Raw genomic sequence first — 17,706 nt, 5'->3', positions numbered from 1 at the left:
CCCGCAACACGATCATGGATGAAGGAAAAGTCGATCACCGCGTCGATCTTGCGCAGCAGGTGATCCTTCGGCACCAGACTGTCGAGCGTCACCATCTCAAGAGCCGTCTGGGTGGGGGCAGGTTTCTTCAACATGTCCCAATGAATCACAAACCCCCAGACGGTGCCAGGGGTTTGTCAGCAATCTGAAGGGCCGGTTACACCGGCCCTTTGGAAATCAACGATGTGTCAGATCAGTCGTCGCTTTCGCGGCAGGCGTCACTGATGGATACGCCGCTCTCGCTACCACGGGTATCAACACCCGAATTCGCTTGCGGCATGCCTCGGCAATCCAGCGCCTCGGCTGTGGTGTGATGCTCGGCGTTGTCATCGGGTCAACCGGAGCGACAGTGATCGGATGCGTGCCGTTTCACTGCTCGTTTAGTCGCCGGGGTAGGTGCTGGAGCTCGGATTTTTCGAGCCGCCATTGGTCGGGCCGATTGGGTCGGGAACGGATTGGGCAAAAGCGGAGGTCGCCAGACCAGCGGCAAAAATCGCGCGGATTTTTCACCGGTCGCCCAACCTTCGCGGGCTATTTCTTCTGCAGGTAAAATTGTTCCGATGCTGAGCCGAAGCCTGTATGCGCGAGGTGTTAGGAGGAGCATCTAGGGCTGAGCTCTTCGATCTCATTTTCCGGGAACTACACCAATGGCTGGCGTGGTCATTACCTGCTCCAACAAAAGCAGCGCGCCGGCTGACTTTATTGCGAAGTCCGCAGCGCGCAGCCGTTCATCGGAGGTTAATGCCTGTTAACCCAGGCTCGCAGCCTGAAAGGATGATCCGATGATGAAGAAGATTTTGGCCGCACTCGCAGCCATGGTCCTGGCTGGATCTTTCGCCCTGCCGCTAAACGCCGCGCCAATTGGCGTGCCGAAAGCAGCACCTATCCACACCGCCGACGTCGAGCAGGTCAAGCACCGCGGCCACGGCAACGGATATGCGAATGGCCACTGGAAGAATCGGCGGTACGCTTATCGCGACTGTCGGTATTACGGCTCGTGCTACCGTCCGCGGTATTACGGCTATCCCCGATACGGCTATCGCGACTATTACCCCTACAATCGTAGGTCAGGTGTGAGCCTGTATTTTAACTTCTAGTCAGCAGTGCCACGGGCGCCAACCGTGGCACCCACGAAAAGAAGCCGTCGGCGCGAATGTCGGCGGCTTTTCTTTGAGAACTGCCACTATCATCGACCGTATTCGACAGAGAATGTCACATCGACCTCGTAACCGAAGTCATCGCCGGTCGTGGTCGTGGGGCATCGCAGCTTTACAGTTCTGCTCGATACGGTCTCCCTGGACCCGGTCGGCAGCGAAAGTTTCATTAGAAAGTTTCCGGCTCCCTCATCCGACTCCAGGGGGGCATCATGCTCCAAGCCCCACGATCCCACCCAAATATTTGGGCGGTCCGTTGGGATCGATGCAAATGTATTCTCGACATAAGCGAATCCGATTGAATACGGGCGACCGGTTTCCGGCCAATCGTCAATATCCATCGTTGGGAGGTGGAAATCCTGCAATATGTTCATTGCACGGTGGTCATCGCCTGCGGAAACACGAAATCAAAACTCCCCTTCGCCTGATCCGTTCTCACCGTCGGTTATGAGATCGGTTGTTTTCGGCGCGCCTGGCACCGCTGTTATGGTGCCAGTGCAGCGGACATGTGGGTCTGAGAGGGGGCCAGACCCATTTTCAAAGATGCCGACAACATACTTTTCTCCCGGCGCGATCGGCACAGCGTAAGTGCCGCTCAGCTCTGCCTTGTCTCCCTCGCCGGTCAGAATCTGGAGATCGGGACGCGACCACCGAGATCCTGGTCTTTTCTCCCAAAGTTCTTCTATGGCGTCTTTTTCGTAGAGGATCGTCCCTAAGCCGTGGGACGGGGCTGGAAAGTGGCTGTTATCGATGACAAGAACACCCACTGACCTCCCAGGGGAATGCATCTGTCCGCTTCGCTACTACGACGCCAGTTCCGAAGTATATTGCTGATTCCATGCTGCAGATCCCCAGTTTCAATACACCGATCTCGCAACGCCGTTGGAGGGCGCGCATTGGATTCAAGAATGCGGAAATTGAAGAGGGCCGGAGCCTGGCGGTCACGATAATCGAGACAAGCAGTGCGCAAATGCTATTATAGCGCGCATTTGGGTGGGAGAATTGTGAAAGATCGGACCGGACATACAAGCACTCGCCCGGCGGGCAGGGAGCCGGCGCCGGGCCTAACGCGGACCTGGATGTTGGGCGATGCAAGTCCCACAGCGTGTTGGAAGCGCTGCGTGAGGGAAACCGCTGAGGCGAGGAAAAGTTCCCGGTCTATGGTCGAACGGTGAGCAGCGGACGCAAATTTTCTGATTCCACCACAGCCTGGCGTGGACGTCGTAGAAGATTATCCACAGGAACCAATCGGCCAAACGCGATTTCAAAAGTGGGGAAAGAAAACGCCTGCTTTTGGAATATCAACAAAAGCAGGCGTTTATCTCTGAAACTGGCTCCCCGGGCCGGATTCGAACCGGCGACCTGTCGATTAACAGTCGAATGCTCTACCGCTGAGCTACCAGGGATCACCGCTCGCCGCGGTGTGAGTGGCCTAATACAAATGCTTGCCCGATTTGCCAAGCGGTTTTTTCAAAAAAATGACATCCGCTTGTATTCGTTCTGTATAACCCCATCTCCTGTGGATGACTGAAGCACATGATACCACTGGAAAACCGGCCGCCAAGCGATTTGGCATCGACCACACCACGGGCCGTCTCATTCTGGGGTCCGTAAGTTTCCCATTCCCGCGGTCGCGCCTTGCCCGGATGTCGATCGGCGTTGTGCTGATCCTGGGCGGTTTTTTGGGATTCCTGCCCGTCCTCGGCTTCTGGATGCTTCCGCTGGGGTTCCTTATTCTATCGCACGACCTTCCTCTCGTCCGGCGGATGCGGCGGCGATTGTCCGTCTGGTGGAAGAAGGGGCGGAAACCCGCCCCTTGATCAGCTGAACAGGCCTGCAGCCCAGTAGAAGAATGCGGAAATGAGTGCCGCTGCCGGAAGCGTAATGACCCAGGCGACGACGATGTTGCCCGCCAGGCCCCAGCGGACGGCTGAAACGCGCCGTGCCGCGCCAACGCCGATGATGGCGCCGGTGATCGTGTGCGTCGTGGAAACAGGGATGCCGAGCCACGTGGCCGCAAAGAGCGTCAGCGCGCCGCCGGTCTCCGCGCAGAATCCCTGCATCGGGTTAAGGCGGGTTATCTTCGATCCCATCGTGTGAACGATTCGCCAGCCGCCGAAGAGCGTTCCCATTGCCATGGCTGTCTGACAGGACAGGACCACCCAGAGCGGTACGTGGAAGGTTCCGCCGAGATAACCCTGCGAATAGAGGAGCACTGCTATGATGCCCATTGTCTTCTGCGCATCATTGCCGCCATGGCCCAGCGAGTAGAGAGAGGCGGAAACGAACTGCATGAGGCGGAACGTCCGATCGACGGCGAACGGCGTTTGCCGAACGAAGATCCAGGAAACGGCAAGAACGAGGAAGAGCGCCAGGATGAAGCCGATCAGCGGCGACATGACGATCGCGCCGGCTGTTTTTAGCAATCCGCCCCATACGATCGAGCTGAAGCCGACCTTTGCGAGGCCAGCGCCTACCAGCCCGCCGACCAGCGCATGGGAGGAACTGGAGGGGATACCGAAGATCCAGGTGACGATATTCCAGATGATTGCGCCCATCAGCGCCGAGAAGATCACCAGCGGCGTCACGATGTTGGGATCGATGATGCCCGTCCCCAAGGTCTCAGCCACGTGCAGGCCGAAGAACAGGAACGCGATGAAATTGAAGAAAGCGGCCCAGACGACCGCGTGGTGCGGCCTGAGCACACGCGTCGAAACGATCGTCGCGATCGAGTTCGCGGTATCGTGCAGGCCGTTCAGAAAGTCGAAGAAGAGAGCGACCGCGATGAGAGCCGCCAGCAATGGAAAGGCGAGGGTGGCGTCCATCTAGACGTTCTCGATCACGATGCCGCTGATTTCATTGGCAACGTCCTCGAAGCGATCGACGACCTTCTCGAGTTCGCCGTAGATTTCGCTGCCAATGATATAGGCCATCGCATTCGACGCGCCATGCCGTACGAAGAGTCCCTTCAAACCATTGTCGTGCAGTTCGTCGGAGCGTCCTTCGACGCGGGTGACTTCCTCGGTGATCGCCATCAGGCGCGGGGCATTGGAGTTGATGCGGCTGAGCAGGGGGACCGCCTCGGCTATGAGGTGTGCTGCCTGGACGATCGCCGCTCCCATTTCCTGCATGCGCGGATCGAATTCGGTTTGCTCGAAGAGACGGATCGTCTTGACGGTCTTATGCATCATGTCGATCGCATCATCCATCGACTGGATCAGATCCTTGATATCAACACGGTCGAAAGGCGTGATGAAGCTCCGGCGGACCGCAAGCAGCACCTCGCGCGTGATGTTGTCGGCATCGTTTTCGAGCGCGACGATCCGGTCGCAATGGTGTTCGATATCCTTGCCTGCAAGCAATTGGTTGAGCGCTTCCGCCGCGCCGACGATTGTTCGGGAGTGCTGTGCAAAGAGATCAAAGAACTGATCCTCGCGAGGAAGAAGTTTACGAAACCAGCTGAGCATTCCATCCATCCATAGCTATTTTTGAAGGTCGTCATAAAATAGCGGGACTTGCAATAAAAGTGTCACAATTGCACCAGCCGCGATTCTTTTCGCCCGGAGATGGAAGGCGTAAGGCGGAACTTGGAAGCTTTTTGGACGTTATTATCCTGAGCGTTCTTCACGCGAAGTGCGTACGAAATTAGAAGGTGCCGGAATGAAAAAACTTGCGGTATTGATGTTGGCAATTGCGACGAGCCTCGCTGGCGTCGGTCCGTCTTTTGCCGAAAACTCAGGCGATGAGCATTCCGCTCAGAGTCGCGGTGGGTTTGGAGATTCCGGCGTCAGAAACAGCCGCGGCTTCGACCGCTGCAACATCTATCGTTGTGGCGGCTACCGCCATGGCCACTACGGGAATCGCGACTACGGAAATCGGCACTACGGAAATCGCTATTATCGCGACGGCTACTACCGCAACGATTACAACGATACTGGCGCGCTGCTCGGCGGTCTTGCTGCCGGCGCACTCATCGGCGGTCTGATCGCTTCGCAGCCGCAGGCCAGACCGGTGGGCAATTCGCACGTCGACTGGTGTTACAGCCGCTACCGGTCCTATCGGGCCTATGACAACACCTATCAGCCCTATTACGGTCCGCGGCGGCAGTGCTATTCGCCCTACTAGTGGTTGATTACGGAACCGGCGGCATGACGATCCAAAATACCGCCGGTTTTTCAACTACCCCCTTGCACTCGATTTCTATTCATTCTAAATGCCCGCCAACGCTTCAGTCATGAAGCGTCGTGAGGCCTCGTGGCGGAGTGGTGACGCAGAGGACTGCAAATCCTTGTACCCCGGTTCAATTCCGGGCGAGGCCTCCAAACCTTCCCATACATTCTGCAGTCATTGATTTTGCGGCTGTGTTTCCCACAGTGCCGCGGTGTTGTGGTCGCGTCTTCAGGCCGCCATTCGGTCGACAACAGCGGCGAATTCAACGTGCTGGTTTCATCCGACGAAACTTCGAGCCTAACCTCGGCAACCACCTACTCCAATCGGATTAGGACCTAGGTCCGTCTAGGATAGCCCCTGCTACGGGGCTATTGTGTCTCTTGCAAGTCTGCGGAGGACGGTGGGGCTTTGAGGCACCGGACCCACTTGCTGAACAGGTCCATTGCCCGTGGCAGACTCGGCGGGGGTATGTTCACTGTCCCGAAATGCTGGAGGGGCTAGCCAAGTAGGCTGGCCCTCCCGGCTTCTGGGTTGCCGCCTCGACGTAAGAGCCTTCAGTGTCGACAGCACTCTCTTTGTTGCGTCCGTTCCCGCGCCGCCAAGTTCACCTGCTTTGGCAATTGCTCCATCGGCATAGTGAGAATCCACACAACACTAGCGCTGGCGCATGTCTTCCATACCCAAATCGTCGGATTGCCGAATTTTCGATAGGCCCTAAGCTTTGTGTTGAGTTGTTAGGAGCGCCTCCCATGCCGGCGACCCAAATGCCGCAATTGATCTTTGCCCTGAGCGTGGCGCGGGAAATGGCGAAGCGCGAGCGGCACGCCGACGTGCTGGTGATACTGATCGACGAGGCCCTGAAAGAGGCAAAGGAAGAAGCGCTGCGCTACGGCATTCTCGTCGACATAGAAGAGGAAACGGAACTGCAATAGGCCCGCCGGGCGGCCCCGGCCGCGGCTATCAAGGGCCCCGGCCGGGTTGTCGACCGGGGAGGGGCTGGGGAGGCTCCAAGGTCGGCGTCGATACGCTACAGCTCCTGTTTGACGGCCGCTATTGGTGCTTAGAGCTATGTTTCGTCGTTTGTTCTTGCCTAAAAAGAACCTTGCAGTGGCGGTCCATTTGTCACCCAGCGAAAACGCCCCCGTTGGCGTTCAGTTCACTCGCTGCAGTGACGGCACTGGCGACACGCCCGACGTCGCGACATTCGGCGCGCCGACACGCACAAAGGGAATCAGGAGAATGATCGCGAGCAGCACGCAGATGAAAAGGCTGCCCAGCAAGATTGGTTTGATTGCCATGTCCCGTCCGTCGAATCCCAAGGGAACGACACTATTGGGGCAGAACCTGACAACGGCCTGAAGGCAGGCAGTCAGCTCGTTTCACGATCGAAAAGACCGCAGCAAAAGATGCCGACCAGTGTTGCGATGATGAAGAAGTCGAACAACGAGAGATATTCGATGATATTAGGCATGGCCTACTCCTCCTCTGTTCCTCCGGTTGCAACAATATCACGGCGCCCGCGTTTGTTCCATGAAGGATTGCGGTCGGGTCACTTCCGCGACACTCGTACTGGAATTCTTGGCGCAGGCATTCGCGAAGCCTTGAAAGGCCGGTGTGCTGAGATTAAGAGACGTGCAGACAAAGCCGCTTCTACGGGCGAGAGGACATGATGAATTTCGAATCAGCACGCGCAAACATGGTCGACAACCAGCTTCGCACGACGGACGTCACCTCGCATTCAGTGCTGACGGCCTTCCTCACGGTGCCGCGCGAGGCTTTCGTTCCTGAGAAGGCCAAGCCGCTCGCCTATATCGATCGTGATGTTGAAATCTGTCCTGCAGCGGCCGGCAAGCCGGCGCGCTACCTCATGCAGCCGTCGCCGCTTGCAAAGCTGCTCCAGCTTGCGGCTGTCACGAAGGATGACGTCGTCCTCGAGATCGGCGCTGGCAGTGGCTATGTATCGGCTCTTTTCTCGCAGCTTGCCGGTACGGTGATCGCCGTTGAAGAGGAGGAAACGCTGGCGGCGGAAGCCAAGACCAACCTCGCCGCCTACACAAATGTGTCGGTCGTCACGGGGCCGCTCAATGCGGGCAACGCGTCAGGCGCTCCCTATGATCTCATTTTCGTCAGCGGCTCGGTCGAGGAGGTTCCTTCCTCCTTGCTGTCGCAGCTTCGTGATGGTGGCCGTCTGGTCACCGTACAGGGCTACGGCGGTTCGGCGCGTGCGAAGGTTTTCGTGAGCGAGCGCGGCACAATTTCCGAAAACGTCTATTTCAACGCCTCCGTGAAGCCGCTGCCCGGCTTTGCCAAGGCGCGTGAATTCGTATTCTGAGCCAAAGCTCCGATGACCGATTCTCGACGGGCGCCTCTGGCGCCCGTTTTCTTTCCCGCCATGGAATCCGAGCGCCAGGCAGCGTGGCAGAAAAGCTGTGCATGGCATCATTCATTTGATTCGCGATGATTTTTTTAAATCCTCGGCTATCCTAAGGTATGGGTGATTCGGATGCCCATTCCACGCAATCCGGTCGTTTTTCGGAGTAACGGGGATAGATATGGCTCAGCCAAGCGTAGCGCGTGAACCGTCCATGGAAGAGATTCTGGCGTCGATCCGCCAGATCATCGAGAGCAATGACCCCGGTGCGGGCAGGGCACTCTCCGCGTCACTGCCGGCGGTTTATGGTGCTGACGAGGACGATCGCGACTCGGACATTCATTTGACGGTGGACGAGACCTACGCTGGCGTGGAATTCCCTGAAACGGTCGCTCAGCCCGATCCGCGTTTCGTCGCGGCCAACTCGGCAGGGTCGGCTCCCGTGCCGGAGGCACAGCCGCGCGCCATGTCTCTTGCCGATGTCGCTGCGCGCGTCCGTGCCGCCTCGGAGAGGAACGCTGCGCAGTTGCAGCGCGAAGTGCCGCCGGCATTTCGGCCGCCGGAAGCAAGAGCCACCGAGGTGAGGACTGAAACGCCGGACGCTGTCGGCGAGGCACCGCTGTCCCCGCGCCCTACGGAAGCCGTTACCGCACCCTTTTCAGTTCCTGCGGCGAAAATTGTTGCTGTTCGCCCGCCGGTAGAGGTTCCATTCGAGCTACCTCCGGTCGTTGCCATGGAGCCGCGACCAGCTGTCGTTCCCGCGGCCGAGGTAGCAGTTGCCGCTGTCGCCGAGGCTGCGAAAGAAACAATGCCAAGCGTTGTTGAGCACGAGCAGCAGCCAGCGCTGCTCTCGCACGACGCCGGACTGCAGATCGCTCGTTCCTTTGAGGAGCTTGCCGCCGCAATCGATGGTGCCGAGCGCCGGTCGTTTGATGAGATCGCCGAAGACATGCTGCGCCCCATGCTGCGCGAATGGCTGGACGACAATCTGCCGACGCTGGTCGAACGTCTCGTGCGCGAAGAGATCGAACGCGTGGCGCGTGGCCCGCGCCGCTGATCGGAAACGCCTTTGCTCAAAAGCCGCTCCGGTCTCCGGGGCGGCTTTTTTATTGACTTGCCCGTAGCCATCCTATTTACAACCCGCATCTAAGAACCTCCAGATTTTGGTCCCCAAATGCTCGACAAGACCTACGATTCCGCTACCGTTGAACCGAAAATCGCTGCGAAATGGGATGAGGCGGACGCCTTCCGCGCGGGCGCCAACGCCAAGCCGGGCGCCGAGACTTTTACCATCGTCATCCCGCCGCCGAACGTGACCGGCTCGCTGCACATGGGGCACGCGCTGAACAACACGCTGCAGGACATCATGGTCCGCTTCGAGCGCATGCGTGGCAAGGATGTGCTCTGGCAGCCGGGCATGGACCATGCTGGCATCGCCACCCAGATGGTTGTCGAGCGCAAGCTGATGGAACAGCAGCTGCCAGGTCGCCGCGACATGGGGCGCGAAGCCTTCATCGATAAGGTCTGGGAGTGGAAGGCGGAATCGGGCGGCCTTATCTTCAACCAGTTGAAGCGCCTCGGCGCCTCCTGCGATTGGTCGCGTGAGCGCTTCACGATGGACGAGGGGCTTTCGGAGGCCGTTCTTGAAGTCTTTGTAACGCTTTACAAGGAAGGCCTAATCTATCGGGACAAGCGCCTTGTCAACTGGGATCCGAAACTCCTGACGGCGATCTCCGACATCGAGGTGGAGCAGCACGAGGTCAACGGAAATCTCTGGTACTTCCGCTATCCGTTGGAGCCCGGCGTCACCTATCAGCATCCCATCGCCTTCGATGACGACGGCAAGGCAACGGAATGGGAAACGCGTGACTATATCGTCGTCGCGACCACTCGCCCGGAAACGATGCTTGGCGACACGGGCGTCGCGGTGAACCCGAAGGATGAGCGCTACAAGCCGCTCGTCGGCAAGCATGTCATCCTGCCGATCGTTGGTCGGCGAATTCCGATTGTCGCCGATGATTATCCGGACCCGACGGCCGGAACCGGCGCTGTCAAGATGACGCCGGCACATGATTTCAACGACTTCGATGTTGGCAAGCGTGCCGGTCTGCGAGTCGTCAACGTGCTCACTGCCGACGCTCGGATCACGCTCAAGGATAATGAGGATTTCCTGGAGGGGATTCCGGATGCCGCCGCATTGCACGGCGCCTGGGACGAACTTGAGGGCAAGGATCGTTTCGAGGCCCGCAAGATCATCGTTCGTATCTTTGAAGAAGGCGGCCTGCTCGACAAGGTCGAGCCGCACAAACACATGGTTCCCCACGGTGACCGTGGTGGTGTCCCGATCGAGCCGCGCCTGACGGAGCAATGGTACGTCGACGCCAAGACGCTCGCGGCACCGGCGATCGCCTCGGTCCGTGAAGGCCGGACTAAGCTCGTTCCGCGCAGTTGGGACAAGACGTATTACGAGTGGATGGAGAACATCCAGCCGTGGTGCGTTTCCCGTCAGCTCTGGTGGGGCCATCAGATCCCGGCCTGGTACGGTCCGGATGGTCAGGTCTTCGTTGAAAAGACCGAAGAAGAAGCGCTGCAGGCGGCGATCCAGCACTATCTCTCGCACGAAGGCCCGATGAAGGCCTACGTCGAAGACCTGCTCGAGAACTTCAAGCCCGGCGAAATCCTGACGCGCGATGAAGACGTTCTCGACACCTGGTTCTCCTCCGCGCTGTGGCCGTTCTCGACGCTCGGCTGGCCGGAACAGACGCCGGAGCTGGACCGCTACTATCCGACCAACGTTCTGGTCACCGGCTTCGACATCATCTTCTTCTGGGTTGCCCGCATGATGATGATGGGCCTGCATTTCATGAAGGATGACGATGGCGTTCCGGTCGAGCCGTTCCACACGGTTTATGTCCACGCGCTGGTCCGCGACAAGAACGGCCAGAAGATGTCGAAGTCCAAGGGCAACGTCATCGATCCGCTGGAACTGATCGATGAATACGGCGCCGACGCGCTACGCTTCACGCTGGCGATCATGGCAGCCCAGGGTCGTGACGTGAAGCTCGATCCAGCCCGCATTGCCGGCTACCGCAACTTCGGCACAAAGCTTTGGAATGCGACGCGGTTTGCCGAGATGAATGGCGCCAAGAGCGATCCGCATTTCGTGCCGGAAGCAGCTGAACTGACGATCAACCGCTGGATCCTGACGGAGCTTGCCCGTACCGAGCGTGACGTAACGGAAGCCCTGGAATCCTACCGCTTCAACGATGCAGCAGGGGCGCTCTATCGCTTCGTCTGGAATCAGGTCTGCGACTGGTATCTCGAGCTGCTGAAGCCAGTCTTCAACGGCACGGACGAGGGTGCTAAAAAGGAAGCGCAGGCCTGCGCGGCCTACATCCTGGAAGAAATTTACAAGCTCCTGCATCCCTTCATGCCGTTCATGACGGAAGAACTCTGGGCGCACACCGCAGGCGAGGGCATCGAACGCGACACGCTGGTTTGCCATGCCGAATGGCCGGCGCCGTCCTACGCCGACGATGCGGCGGCCGATGAGATCAACTGGCTGATCGATCTGGTTTCCGGCATTCGCTCGGTTCGCGCCGAAATGAACGTTCCGCCGTCTGCCGTTGCTCCGTTGGTCGTTGTGGACGCCAACAGCCTGACGCGCGAGCGGCTCGTTCGGCACGACGCCGCGATCAAGCGTCTTGCCCGTGTCGACGCCATCTCGCTGGGCAGCGAGGCACCGAAGGGAGCCGCGCAGATCATCGTTGCCGAGGCAACTGTCTGCCTGCCGCTCGGCACCCTGATCGACCTTGCCGCGGAGAAAGCTCGCCTCGAGAAGGCGATCGCCAAGGCCGACGGTGAGATCGCCCGCATCAACGGCAAACTCTCGAACGAGAAGTTCGTCGCGAATGCCAACCCTGAGGTGGTCGCCGCTGAACGTGATCGCCTCGAGGAATTGCAAGGCCAGATCGCCAGCCTGCGGGTTGCACTATCGCGTGTGTCTGAGGCGGCATAAAATCAACGCTTGGTAGTAATATATTCTAAGGCGTCCGATTGCGAATCGGGCGCCTTTTTTCAGGCTCGGTCGAGATTGATGGATTTCAAGGCCAGGCTTGCCGGGATCGCTGACGGGAATCCTTGATTTCACACGTTTTCTTGAGCCGTTTGGCGAAAAATATGACTGTTGTTTCTCTGTTACAGGGCGGCGTTATCGTGGAATGGTCGACCTCAATTGCTTGGGTAGTTTTACCTTTCGTGGAATTTTCTTCTAAATTGTTGGAATATTGACGTGCCCGTCAAATTTTTACGTAAAGCATCTGTTGGTGCAGTTTCTAATCACGCCCGATCACAAAGTTGCCATTTATCGGCATCGTCGGCACAGTCCCGCCATTGCAATTGCCCGAGTGGGGGAGACACCTTGGCATCTCGTATGACTTCGGCCAGCATTGTGTCGCTGGTTCTATTTTCAACGCTGGCGCAGCCGTCCTTCGCGGGCGGTCTTGACCGCAGCGGCTATAATATCGATCTGCTGTTTGATCAGTCGCGCTTTTCAGCGCAGTCGGCCGTGATCTATGTCATGCCGCAGCGCGAATTGAAGAATGTGAGGGACACTGATCCTTCCATTCGGCCCGGCGGCGGAAACCTGAACAATCGGTCCCACTCGGCGGACGACACAGAGAATTATGCAGTCCCCTACGTCGGTTTCAAGGCCGGGTATGAAGATGTGGACTGCCTCTTCGACTACTCCGAGCCATTTGGCGCACACACGAATCCCGGCATCAATTGGGCAGGTGCCAACAACAACATCGAAACGAAGATCAAGACGCATAACTATGCCACGACGTGCTCGTACAAGTTTGATGTGGGCCCTGGCCAGCTTCGCTTGATTGGCGGCGCCTTCTATCAGGAAGTGGAAGGCTTCAAGGAGCGCCTAGTTAGCACGGTTCCAATCGCATTCGGCACCGGAACGGGCGTAGGTCGGTTGGACCTTGAAGACAATGCTTGGGGATGGCGGACTGGCATCGCATATGAAATTCCAGAATACGCGATGCGCGCGAGCTTGGTCTATAACAGCCGTGTGAAGTATGACAGCCTGAGTGGTACGGTTGACCTGACGCAGGTCCGGGCGCCAGTCGCACCGCTGAATGCCGCGCCCTATGGCGCAGTCACGAATGTCTTCGGCGAGGCGGAAGCTCCCGACTCGCTGGAGCTAAAGCTTCAGAGTGGTATTGCGCCAGATTGGCTGGCATTTGGTTCTGTGAAATGGACCAACTGGAGTGTCCTCCAGTCGATCTCACTCTGCCCTACATACACGAAGGGCAGGGCTTGCACCGCCACGAGCGGAACTCAGCTCACGTCTCTTGATCTGCTCTATCAAGATGGCTGGACCATTACCGGCGGCATTGGTCACAAGTTCAATGAGCAGTGGACCGGCGCTGTTAGCCTGACTTGGGACCGCGGTACGAGCCACGGCTATGGCTCGCAGACGGACAGCTGGACGGTTGGGGTCGGCGCTGCTTATAACCCGACCGACAACATTGAATGGCGCCTTGCCGGTGCCCTCGGCGTTCTGACGAGCGGTTCCTCCGGAGTGCTGGTGGAGAATGGTGTTCCCTACGGAACCGACGTCTCTTACGACTTCGGCAATGATCTCGTGGCCGCTGTCTCGACCAGCATCAAGGTGAAATTCTAGGTTTCAAAGATGAACCGCAGATCAGCCCGGCAAAACTGCCGGGCTTTTCTTTGTGTACGGGTCGTTAAGCATGGCGTTTCCCTGTCTCGTTTTGTGACGATTCAGCAACAGTTTTTTACCAGCATTTGCGTAAGATGATGCCAAGCTGAAATTGTCCATTTCCCGCCACAAACTAGGCGCAGCGCTATATGCGGGCGAGGGAATGACAGGCGTAAGGTGCGCGTAAAAGAGTACGATGAGCGAATTCGTAGCGGATACAGTCAGGGTGGGTAAGGCCTGCGGCAACGATGCCGCGGCCAGCGCGATTTCCCTTTTCCCGCAAGGCTATTCCGTCTCAGAACTTCGCTCTGACGTTGCGCTTCCGAACCTCTCTTTCTTCTCGCATTCAAACCGATTGGCGTTGTCGGAATCGGCTTCCGGTAACAACGATACAGGTTTGGTCACAATTGGTGATTACCTTTTTCTCGACTGCGGAAAGGCGCGGAGCCGGGCCGCGGGAGTGAGGCGAATGGCATCGCGGGGGAGCCGCGCCGGGCAGCGGGCGGACAGTGTCGATGCGCTTGGAATTGAAGCTCTCGCAGGAGGGCGGAAGGCTGGATGCGACGCGGGCAAAGGGGCCATTGAGCCCACCGCGGGATCGCTCGCCGGGAGGAATGCATCCGCGGATCGAAAGTCCGCACGGGTGGAATCGAAAGAAACCGAGTGAAATGCTGACGTCCGAGTTCAGACCTTTCAGAATGATGCTCATGGGGATTTCCATTGCCTGTTGCGCGGCAATTGTCTCCCCAGCGGGTGCATTCGACATAAAGTCGGGTGTATCGAAGGAGTCTGGCCCGTTCGACCTCTTCAAGTTCGGTTTCAAAGCCTACAAGAACGGCCAGAAGGAAGAGGCGGTCGAAGCCTATAAATACGCGGCGGAAAAGGGACACACGGGCTCACGCTGGGCGCTCGCCAACATGTATGCCGACGGCGATGGCGTCGCGCAGGATGATTTCGAAGCTTTCAAGATCTACAGCGAGATTGCGCAGCAGGGCGTCGAGCCTGGCTCTGAAGATACAGGATTCTTCGTCAACGCCCTTCTGTCGCTTGCCAACTATTACAAGCACGGAATTCCCGGTAGCCCTGTAAAGACCGATCTCAACCAGGCGCGTCAACTCTACTTCCAGGTCGCGTCTACCTTCGGGGTGCCCGAGGCGCAGTTCCAGCTGGCACAGATGATGCTGGCGGGCGAAGGCGGCAGCACCAGCACGCAGCAGGCAAAGAAGTGGCTCAACCAGGCCCGCAAGAGCGGCCATCCCGGTGCCATGGCCGTCTTCGGCAATATCCTCTTCCAGGAAGGGCAGGCAGCCAACGGGCTCGCGCTAATGACCGCGGCGCTCGACCGCTGCAAGCCCACGGACTGCGGTTGGATGGAGACCCTGCAGGAGCAGGCTTTCTCCGTCGCAACGGAAAGCGATCGCCGCTCGGCCGTGGCGCTTTCTCACAAGATCGCTGTCAACGGCGCCGATTAAAGCGCGCTGAGCGCTGTCGCCAATCTGAACGAAAAAGCTCAGGCCGCGAAATCGAAGTAGGCTACGACTGGCACGTGGTCTGACGGCTTCTCCCAGGCACGAACGTGCTTTTCGATCGCTGATGATGTCATGCGATCGGCAGCCTCGGGCGAAAGCAACAGGTGGTCGATGCGAATGCCGTTGTTCTTCTGCCAGGCACCCGCCTGATAATCCCAGAACGAGTAGAGTTGAACGGCATCGGTCGTCGCGCGCACGGCATCCGTCAGTCCAAGGCCTCCTAGTTTGCGGAATGCCTGGCGCGTCTGCGGCAGGAACAACGCGTCGTTCTCCCAGGCCTTCGGGTCGAAGCAGTCATGCGGCTCCGGGATGACGTTGTAGTCCCCTGCGAGGATCAGGATTTCCTCGTAGGCCAGACGGTCGGCCGCGAATGAGCGCAGCCGTTCCATCCAGGCGAGCTTGTAGCTGTATTTCTCGGTTTCAACAGGATTGCCGTTCGGCAGGTACAGGCAGCACACGCGGGCGACGCGGTTGCTCGGCAGCGAAAAGACGGCTTCCAGGAAGCGAGCCTGCTCATCGAGCGGATCGCCCGGCAGCCCGCGGCTCACTTCGTCAGGTTTGGTCTTGGAAAGGATCGCGACGCCATTGAAGCCCTTCTGGCCGTGTGTCTCGACATGATAGCCCATCGCTTCGATTTCGAGCCTCGGGAAGCCCTCGTCGATCGTCTTGATTTCCTGCAGGCAGACGATATCGGGATCGGAGTCCTTCAGCCATTGCGTGAGATTGTCGATGCGCGCCTTGACGCCATTGATGTTCCAGGTCGCGATCTTCATGGGGTGTCCTATTCCGCTTCGTCGGCTTCTTGTATCGCGCTCTTTCGATCGCGGACAAGACGATAAAACCGGCCGCAAGGGAATCTTTCGGCGGTTCGATGTGGATACCAGGGATAGGGATTAGATCGAGAAGCTTGTGCCGCAGCCGCAACTTGCAACTGCGTTCGGGTTCTTGATCTGGAAGGATTGGCCAAGGAGATTGTCGACGAAGTCAATCTCGGATCCGGCCATGTAGACCAACGAGAGGCTGTCGATCAGCACCTTGGCGTCGTTCTTTTCGACGATCGTGTCGTCGTCCTGCGGGTCATCTGCAAGGTCGAACTTGTAGGAAAAGCCTGAGCAGCCGCCGCCTTCTACGGAAACGCGCAGCGCGCTCTTCCCTGGTTCGGTGCCGACGATCGCTGCGATTCGTTTTGCCGCGGCATCGGAAAGGGTTACACTTGTGTCCGTCATGTTTGCTCCTGCCGGGGTCAAGATCCGGAGAGAATATCTGTTAGCCGCTCGTTTCAAGCGGCAGATTTCATAGCCACTTGCGCTCTATACCACGAAAGCGCCAGTTCGGGCAAAGTGACTGCTAAAGCATCACTTTGCCGTTTATGCTCTTATAGGTATGAAGAGTGCAGGGCGGCGTCAATGGGCGGGCTGCCGCATATAAGTAATGGTGACGAATGACGATCGACAGGCATGCTTTGGGTTATGGCGACAGCGAGAGGGCCGTCTATGCAGCGGACCCTTGGAAGACTCGCGGCAGGCTTTATCCCGAGGATTTCAGCCCGACACGGTCGGATTTTCAGCGTGACCGGGATCGTATTGTTCACACGACCGCATTTCGCCGGCTGAAGCACAAGACGCAGGTCTTCATCGCCCAGGATGGCGATCATTATCGCACCCGTTTGACGCACACGATCGAGGTCGCGCAAGTTGCCCGCGCGCTGGCCCGGGCATTGAAGCTGGACGAAGATCTCGCTGAGGGCGTGGCGCTCGTCCATGATTTCGGCCACACGCCCTTCGGTCACACCGGCGAGGATGCGCTGCACGAGGTTCTGCTGCCCTACGGCGGGTTCGATCACAACGCCCAATCGCTGCGCATCGTCACTAAGCTGGAGCGCCGCTATGCCGATTTCGATGGCATCAATCTGACATGGGAAAGCCTTGAAGGGCTGGTCAAGCACAACGGCCCGCTTCTGACGAAGGACGGTGCCGGCACACGCGGGCCAGTTCCACAGCCGATCCTGGATTATTGCGAGATCCACGACCTGGAACTGGATACCTATGCCAGCCTTGAGGCACAGGTGGCCGCCATCGCTGACGATATTGCCTACAACACGCATGACATCGACGACGGGCTTCGCTCCGGCTACCTGAGCTTCGAGATGCTGGAGGAGATCCCGTTTCTGGCCGGTCTGATGGCCGAGGTACGGGAACGCTATCCGAACCTTGAGCCCAGCCGCTTTACCCACGAGATCATGCGCCGCCAGATCACACGGATGGTCGAAGACGTCATTTCCGTTGCCCAACGGGGTCTTGCGGAGATCAAGCCGAAAAGCGCAACGGATGTTCGCCTGGCCAATCGGGTAATCGCGACATTCTCCGACGAGATGTCCGAGACTGACCGGCAGATCAAGGCGATGCTGTTCAAGCGCATCTACCGGCACCCCGAGATCATGCGTATTCGTGCCGGTGCTGGGCAGATTGTGACCGATCTCTTCGGGGCCTATATGGCCAATCCAAAGGAGATGCAGAGCCACTATTGGGTGGATCACATCGCAGGGCTTGCCGAACCGGCGAGGGCGCGCCATGTCGGCGACTATCTGGCGGGGATGACCGACACCTACGCGATCAGTGCCCACAGGCGATTGTTTGACCACACTCCAGATTTGCGATAGGCAGCGGTCGCCCGGCTACGACCGGACAAATGCCTTGTGGCAAAGCCTAT

General features: G+C 58.4%; 15 protein-coding genes, 2 tRNA genes and 1 pseudogene. 11 read left to right on the top strand and 7 right to left on the bottom strand.

Annotated elements, in window-relative coordinates; genetic code table 11:
- Positions 1-232: 232 nt before the first annotated feature.
- Positions 233-542 (bottom strand): annotated as a pseudogene (locus C934_RS36355) (hypothetical protein).
- 282 nt (positions 543-824) lie between these two features.
- Between C934_RS36355 and C934_RS0125590 the strand changes: the two are divergent.
- Complete coding sequence (locus C934_RS0125590) at positions 825-1,136, top strand: hypothetical protein (protein ID WP_026372080.1); 312 nt, start codon at positions 825-827, stop codon at positions 1,134-1,136.
- Between the two features lie 1,388 nt (positions 1,137-2,524).
- On the opposite strand, the gene C934_RS0125575 is transcribed toward C934_RS0125590, so the two are convergent.
- Positions 2,525-2,599, bottom strand: a tRNA-Asn gene (locus tag C934_RS0125575).
- A gap of 117 nt (positions 2,600-2,716) precedes the next feature.
- Here C934_RS0125575 and C934_RS35860 point away from each other — a divergent pair.
- Complete coding sequence (locus tag C934_RS35860; RefSeq protein ID WP_025659101.1) at positions 2,717-3,013, top strand: hypothetical protein; 297 nt, start codon at positions 2,717-2,719, stop codon at positions 3,011-3,013.
- Here C934_RS35860 and C934_RS0125565 read toward each other — a convergent pair whose 3' ends face one another.
- Positions 3,014-4,018, bottom strand: a complete 1,005-nt coding sequence (locus C934_RS0125565; protein ID WP_018859404.1) for an inorganic phosphate transporter — start codon at positions 4,016-4,018, stop codon at positions 3,014-3,016.
- Entirely contained in the window at positions 4,019-4,660 is a 642-nt protein-coding gene (locus C934_RS0125560) for a DUF47 family protein (protein WP_018859403.1), read from the bottom strand.
- A gap of 193 nt (positions 4,661-4,853) precedes the next feature.
- Between C934_RS0125560 and C934_RS0125555 the strand changes: the two genes are divergently transcribed.
- The 3 genes from C934_RS0125555 to C934_RS0125545 all read left to right on the top strand — a co-directional run bounded on the left by C934_RS0125555 (position 4,854) and on the right by C934_RS0125545 (position 6,295).
- Positions 4,854-5,318 carry a BA14K family protein gene (locus tag C934_RS0125555; RefSeq protein ID WP_018859402.1) on the top strand — a complete coding sequence of 155 codons (465 nt, stop codon included), beginning with the start codon at positions 4,854-4,856 and terminating at the stop codon, positions 5,316-5,318.
- 123 nt (positions 5,319-5,441) lie between these two features.
- Positions 5,442-5,515, top strand: a tRNA-Cys gene (locus C934_RS0125550).
- Between the two features lie 597 nt (positions 5,516-6,112).
- Positions 6,113-6,295: a hypothetical protein gene (locus C934_RS0125545; RefSeq protein ID WP_018859401.1), complete on the top strand. Its 183-nt coding sequence runs from the start codon at positions 6,113-6,115 to the stop codon at positions 6,293-6,295.
- A gap of 219 nt (positions 6,296-6,514) precedes the next feature.
- On the opposite strand, the gene C934_RS35285 is transcribed toward C934_RS0125545, so the two are convergent.
- The gene (locus C934_RS35285; protein ID WP_018859400.1) at positions 6,515-6,661 is read right to left on the bottom strand and encodes a hypothetical protein; all 147 of its coding nucleotides are present in this window, start codon (positions 6,659-6,661) and stop codon (positions 6,515-6,517) included.
- Between the two features lie 368 nt (positions 6,662-7,029).
- On the opposite strand from C934_RS35285, the gene C934_RS0125530 reads away from it, so the two are divergent.
- The 5 genes from C934_RS0125530 to exoR all read left to right on the top strand — a co-directional run bounded on the left by C934_RS0125530 (position 7,030) and on the right by exoR (position 14,940).
- Positions 7,030-7,695: a protein-L-isoaspartate O-methyltransferase family protein gene (locus C934_RS0125530; protein WP_018859399.1), complete on the top strand. Its 666-nt coding sequence runs from the start codon at positions 7,030-7,032 to the stop codon at positions 7,693-7,695.
- Positions 7,696-7,915: 220 nt separating this feature from the next.
- Positions 7,916-8,791, top strand: coding sequence for a PopZ family protein (locus tag C934_RS0125525; RefSeq protein WP_026372079.1), 876 nt, complete (start codon positions 7,916-7,918; stop codon positions 8,789-8,791).
- A 117-nt stretch (positions 8,792-8,908) separates the two neighbouring features.
- A complete protein-coding gene (locus tag C934_RS0125520; RefSeq protein ID WP_018859397.1) occupies positions 8,909-11,752 on the top strand; it encodes a valine--tRNA ligase in 2,844 nt (947 codons plus the stop codon).
- A 402-nt stretch (positions 11,753-12,154) separates the two neighbouring features.
- A complete protein-coding gene (locus C934_RS0125515) occupies positions 12,155-13,429 on the top strand; it encodes an OmpP1/FadL family transporter (protein ID WP_026372078.1) in 1,275 nt (424 codons plus the stop codon).
- Positions 13,430-14,136: 707 nt separating this feature from the next.
- Positions 14,137-14,940: an exopolysaccharide production regulator ExoR gene (exoR, locus tag C934_RS0125505; RefSeq protein ID WP_018859394.1), complete on the top strand. Its 804-nt coding sequence runs from the start codon at positions 14,137-14,139 to the stop codon at positions 14,938-14,940.
- Between the two features lie 38 nt (positions 14,941-14,978).
- On the opposite strand, the gene xth is transcribed toward exoR, so the two are convergent.
- Positions 14,979-15,770 carry an exodeoxyribonuclease III gene (xth, locus tag C934_RS0125500; RefSeq protein WP_018859393.1) on the bottom strand — a complete coding sequence of 264 codons (792 nt, stop codon included), beginning with the start codon at positions 15,768-15,770 and terminating at the stop codon, positions 14,979-14,981.
- Between the two features lie 120 nt (positions 15,771-15,890).
- Positions 15,891-16,223: an iron-sulfur cluster insertion protein ErpA gene (gene erpA / locus C934_RS0125495; protein ID WP_018859392.1), complete on the bottom strand. Its 333-nt coding sequence runs from the start codon at positions 16,221-16,223 to the stop codon at positions 15,891-15,893.
- Between the two features lie 215 nt (positions 16,224-16,438).
- On the opposite strand from erpA, the gene C934_RS0125490 reads away from it, so the two are divergent.
- Complete coding sequence (locus tag C934_RS0125490; RefSeq protein WP_018859391.1) at positions 16,439-17,656, top strand: deoxyguanosinetriphosphate triphosphohydrolase; 1,218 nt, start codon at positions 16,439-16,441, stop codon at positions 17,654-17,656.
- The last annotated feature ends 50 nt before the right edge of the window (positions 17,657-17,706 follow it).

The organism is Rhizobium sp. 42MFCr.1 (assembly GCF_000377185.1).
GTDB classification, from domain to species: domain Bacteria; phylum Pseudomonadota; class Alphaproteobacteria; order Rhizobiales; family Rhizobiaceae; genus Rhizobium; species Rhizobium altiplani.
The sequence above is the reverse complement of the archived record's forward strand: the minus strand, read 5'-3'. Positions and strand labels throughout refer to the sequence as shown.

What these genes read in the sequence shown, in the direction of transcription:
- C934_RS0125590 (WP_026372080.1), top strand. Translation starts at nt 825, where the DNA reads ATGAAGAAGATTTTGGCCGCACTCGCAGCCATGGTCCTGGCTGGATCT.
- C934_RS35860 (WP_025659101.1), top strand. Translation starts at nt 2,717, where the DNA reads ATGACTGAAGCACATGATACCACTGGAAAACCGGCCGCCAAGCGATTT.
- C934_RS0125565 (WP_018859404.1), bottom strand. Translation starts at nt 4,018, where the DNA reads ATGGACGCCACCCTCGCCTTTCCATTGCTGGCGGCTCTCATCGCGGTC.
- C934_RS0125560 (WP_018859403.1), bottom strand. Translation starts at nt 4,660, where the DNA reads ATGCTCAGCTGGTTTCGTAAACTTCTTCCTCGCGAGGATCAGTTCTTT.
- C934_RS0125555 (WP_018859402.1), top strand. Translation starts at nt 4,854, where the DNA reads ATGAAAAAACTTGCGGTATTGATGTTGGCAATTGCGACGAGCCTCGCT.
- C934_RS0125545 (WP_018859401.1), top strand. Translation starts at nt 6,113, where the DNA reads ATGCCGGCGACCCAAATGCCGCAATTGATCTTTGCCCTGAGCGTGGCG.
- C934_RS35285 (WP_018859400.1), bottom strand. Translation starts at nt 6,661, where the DNA reads ATGGCAATCAAACCAATCTTGCTGGGCAGCCTTTTCATCTGCGTGCTG.
- C934_RS0125530 (WP_018859399.1), top strand. Translation starts at nt 7,030, where the DNA reads ATGATGAATTTCGAATCAGCACGCGCAAACATGGTCGACAACCAGCTT.
- C934_RS0125525 (WP_026372079.1), top strand. Translation starts at nt 7,916, where the DNA reads ATGGCTCAGCCAAGCGTAGCGCGTGAACCGTCCATGGAAGAGATTCTG.
- C934_RS0125520 (WP_018859397.1), top strand. Translation starts at nt 8,909, where the DNA reads ATGCTCGACAAGACCTACGATTCCGCTACCGTTGAACCGAAAATCGCT.
- exoR (WP_018859394.1), top strand. Translation starts at nt 14,137, where the DNA reads ATGCTGACGTCCGAGTTCAGACCTTTCAGAATGATGCTCATGGGGATT.
- xth (WP_018859393.1), bottom strand. Translation starts at nt 15,770, where the DNA reads ATGAAGATCGCGACCTGGAACATCAATGGCGTCAAGGCGCGCATCGAC.
- erpA (WP_018859392.1), bottom strand. Translation starts at nt 16,223, where the DNA reads ATGACGGACACAAGTGTAACCCTTTCCGATGCCGCGGCAAAACGAATC.
- C934_RS0125490 (WP_018859391.1), top strand. Translation starts at nt 16,439, where the DNA reads ATGACGATCGACAGGCATGCTTTGGGTTATGGCGACAGCGAGAGGGCC.